Source organism: Streptomyces sp. P5F9 (assembly GCF_057961495.1).
This window is the reverse complement of record NZ_JBXVPZ010000689.1, coordinates 1-3718: the sequence shown is the minus strand read 5'-3', so window position 1 is coordinate 3718 and position 3718 is coordinate 1. Positions and strand designations below refer to the sequence as shown.

Below are 3718 nucleotides of genomic sequence, written 5' to 3'. Positions count from 1 at the left end.
CCGACGCCCCCACCCGCGCCGACGGTCTTCCAGGTCAGCGAACTCTCGTACAACGTCAACGGCGACGGCACCGCGCCGGAGATCCAACTCGGCGAGAGCAGCTGGGTGTGGCAGCGCTACGGCGTCTCGATCGGCGGCACTCGGTACGCGCACGGAGCCACTGTGCACGGCCGCTCCTCCGTCACGATCGACCTCAACCGCCAGTGCGTCTCCTACGACGCGACGGTCGGCGTCGACGACATGATGCTGGGGATCGGCAAGGTGTACTTCTCGGTGTACGCCGACGGGGTCCGGCTGTGGCGGTCCGGGGAGATCGACGGCGGGGACCCGGCCGTGCCCGTCCACGTGAACATCGCCGGGCGCAAGACCGTACGGCTCGTGGTCGAACCGCGCAGTTCCTTCGACAACCTGGCGCTGGCGGACTGGGCGGAGTCCAAGTTCACCTGCCAGTAGGAGGTCACGGCGGGGCGGGCAGCTCCGCCAGGATCTCCTCCAGGGTGAGGGTCTCGCCGCGGGCGCGTTCGGCGGCGTAGCGCTCGGCGCCCAGGGCGGTGCGGGCGGTGGCCTCGGTGTGCTCGACGCGGGCGTGCTCCGGCATGGGGCGCGGATGGCCGCCGCGCCAATGGTCGCTCGCGGCCAACAGCCGTACCGCGCGCGGTAGTTCGCCGAGTTCGGCGGAGAGCAGGGCCGTCTGGTCCACCAGCATCGCGACCAGCGCGTCGGCGCAGTGCTGGTCGACGGCCTCGCGCAGGGTGGCGGTCATCATCTCCAGGCCGCGCTCCGGGCCGGACTCGGCGGCGGTGACCAGGGCGGCGACCGCGTTCAGGCCGGCCCTGAACTGCGGTGGGGGCGTGCCCTTTTCGCTCTCCGCCCAGGCCCGGTCGCTCAACTCCCGCGCGCGGGCGATCTCCCCGTCCTCCAGGGCGATGTGCGCGCGCAGCATCAGGACGAACGCGCGGGCGTCCGCTACGCCGTGCCGGTCGGACTCCTCGGTCGCCCGGTCCAGGCCGGCCAGCGCGCTGTCGCGGTCTCCCGCGCGGAAGGCGAGCTCGGCGAGGCGGGCGATGAGGAACGGGGTCTCGGTGTTGGCACCCACCTCGTAGGCGAGCGCCAGCGCCTCCTCGTACTCCGTCCTCGCCTCCTCGAAGCGGCCGCGGACCATGGCGGCCTCGCCGAACGCGCTGGACACCTGGGCGAGCACCCAGCGGTCGCCGACGCGCCGGCAGAGCACCTTCAGCGCCTTCAGGTCCTCGTCGATGCCCGCCATGCCGCCCGGTGAGTCGACGAGGAGGTGCGTGCGGAACATCAGCATGACGGCGTTCTCCCAGTCGCCGCCGTGGGCACGGACGTTGACGACCGCCGCCTCCATGGCGGGCCGGATGTCCATCGACTCGGTGAGGAAGTAGGCGGTGAGCGGCCAGATGAGCCCTGGCATACGGGCAGACCGCGGGCCGCCGGCGGCGAAGTAGGCCTGGATCAGCTGCATGTACTGCCGCATGCGCTCGTCCAGCAGGCCGTCCGCCGTCCGGCCCAGGATCTCGGACTCGGCCCTGAGGAAGAGATCCAGCAGCCGGAGGTCCATCCGCCGGGTGTGCAGGGGGTGCCGGGCATCCGCCTCCGGGTCCGCGACGTAGGCCTCGAACGGGTCCTGGGCCAGCCCGTCCGGTGTGGTCAGGGTGAGGACGCGGATCACCCATTCCGAGCCCTCGGCGCGGTAGTTGCGCAGCCACCAGAACCAGCCGACGGCGAGGACCAGGGCGCCCGCCTCCTCCTCGTCGCGCGCGGCGACGGAGCGGACGAGGGCCGCCCGGATGTTGTCGAGCTCGGTCTCCAGGCGGGCTATCCACGGGAGTTGGTCGCCCGAGCGGAGGAGCGGCTCGGCCTCCTCGACGAGGGCGCGGACCCACGCGCGGTGCCTGCGCTCGGCGGCGGCGCGCAGGCCGGGGGTCTCGGCGGCGCGCTCCACGGCGTACTCGTGGATGGTCTCCAGCATGCGGTAGCGCATGCCGCCGTCCGTGTCGCCCGGGGTGGCCACGATCAGGGACTTGTCGACCAGGGAGCCGATGAGATGGGCCGCGGGGCCGGTGCACACGGCCTCGGCCGCCGCGAGGTCCCAGCCGCCGGCGAACACGGAGACCTCGCGCAGCACCGTCCGCTCCGACTCGTCGAGCAGTTCCCAGGACCAGTCGACGACGGCACGGAGGGTCTGCTGGCGGGGCAGGACCGTGCGGCTGCCGGAGGTGAGGAGGCGGAAGCGGTCGTCGAGGCGGTCGGCGATCTGGCGCGGGGTGAGCAACCGGAGCCGGGCGGCGGCCAGTTCGATGGCCAGGGGCAGGCCGTCGAGGCGGCGGCAGATCTCCGCGACCGCCTCCGTGTCCTGGAGCACGGCCTGCGCGTCGGGGCGGACGATGGCGGCGCGCTCGGTGAAGAGGCGGTGCGCCTGGTCGGGGACGAGGGGCTCCACCGGGCGCACGGACTCGCCGGGGACGCCCAGGGGTTCACGGCTGGTGGCGAGGATCGTGAGCCCCGGGCAGCGGGTCAGGAGGGTCTCGGCGAGGTCGGCCACCGCGCCGATGACATGTTCGCAGTTGTCAAGGATCAGGAGTCGGCCACGCGAGGCGCAGTACTCCACCAGCAGGGCGACCGGGTCGTCCTGCGTGGTCATCAACTCGGTGGTCAGCAACGCGGTCTCGCGCAGACCGAGGGCGCTGACCACCGCGCCCGGCACCGCCTCCGGCCGGTCGAGCCGGGCCAGCTCGACGAGCCACGCCTGCGGGAGCCCGGCGGCGGCTTCCTCGGCGAGACGGGTCTTTCCGGAGCCGCCCGGTCCGGTGAGCGTGACCAGGCGGGCCCTGTGCACTTCGGAACGGATGGCGGCGATCTCGGGTTCCCGGCCCACGAAAGAGGTAAGCCGGGGACGCAGGTTGCCGTTGCGTTCGGGACGCCCCGGCGCCGGGGTCGTCGTACTCACGGGCGCCGTCGACGTGAGCAACTCCCCGTGCAGCGCGCGGAGTTCCGGCCCCGGGTCGGTGCCGAGCCCGTCGGCGAGCGCGCGCCGGGCCGCCTCGTACGCGGCGAGCGCGTCGGCCCCGCGGCCGCAGGCGCGCAGGGCGCGGATGAGGAGGGCGTGCAGCGGCTCGTCGTAGGGATGCGCGGTGGTCAGTTCCTTCAGTTCCGGTACGACGTCGGCGGCGCGGCCGAGCAGCAGGTCGGCCTCGGCCCGCGCGCGGGTGGCCTCCTGGCGCAGCGCGTCGGGGCGGGCGGCGGCGGACCGGTCCGGGAGGTCGGCGAGCGCGGGTCCGCGCCAGAGGGCGAGCGCCTCGGAGAGGTCGCGGGCGGCGGTGGTCGCGTCGCCCCGGGCGAGGGCGGCCGTACCCCTGCGGGTGAGGTGTTCGAAGACGAACAGGTCCACGTCGTCCCGGGTCGCCGCGAGGCGGTAGCCGCCGGGGTCGGAGGCGATCGCGTCCTTGCCGAGGGTGCGGCGGAGGCGGCCGACCAGGGCCTGGAGGGCGGCCGGGGCGTCCTGGGGAGGCTCGTCCGCCCACACCTCGTCGATCAGGGTGCCGAAGGGGATGATCCGGCCCGGGTGCAGGGCGAGCGCCGCGAGCAGGGCACGGAGACGCGCACCGCCGAGGGGTACGCCGGTGCCCTGTTCGTTCTCCGCCCGGGTGCTGCCCAGGATTTTGTACCGCACCGGGTCATTGTCGCTGGGTGGGTG

Annotated in this window: 2 protein-coding genes; one reads left to right on the top strand and one right to left on the bottom strand. The window is 73.9% G+C overall.

Translation table 11 applies throughout. From position 1 onward, the window contains the following. A partial coding sequence (locus AC31A1_RS48520) for an NPCBM/NEW2 domain-containing protein (protein ID WP_489659446.1) occupies nt 1-453 on the top strand: 453 nt, incomplete at its 5' end. 4 nt (nt 454-457) lie between these two features. Here AC31A1_RS48520 and AC31A1_RS48515 read toward each other — a convergent pair. Further along, on the bottom strand, nt 458-3694 hold the full coding sequence (locus AC31A1_RS48515) for an AfsR/SARP family transcriptional regulator (RefSeq protein WP_489659445.1): 3237 nt from the start codon (nt 3692-3694) through the stop codon (nt 458-460). Between the last annotated feature and the right edge of the window lie 24 nt (nt 3695-3718).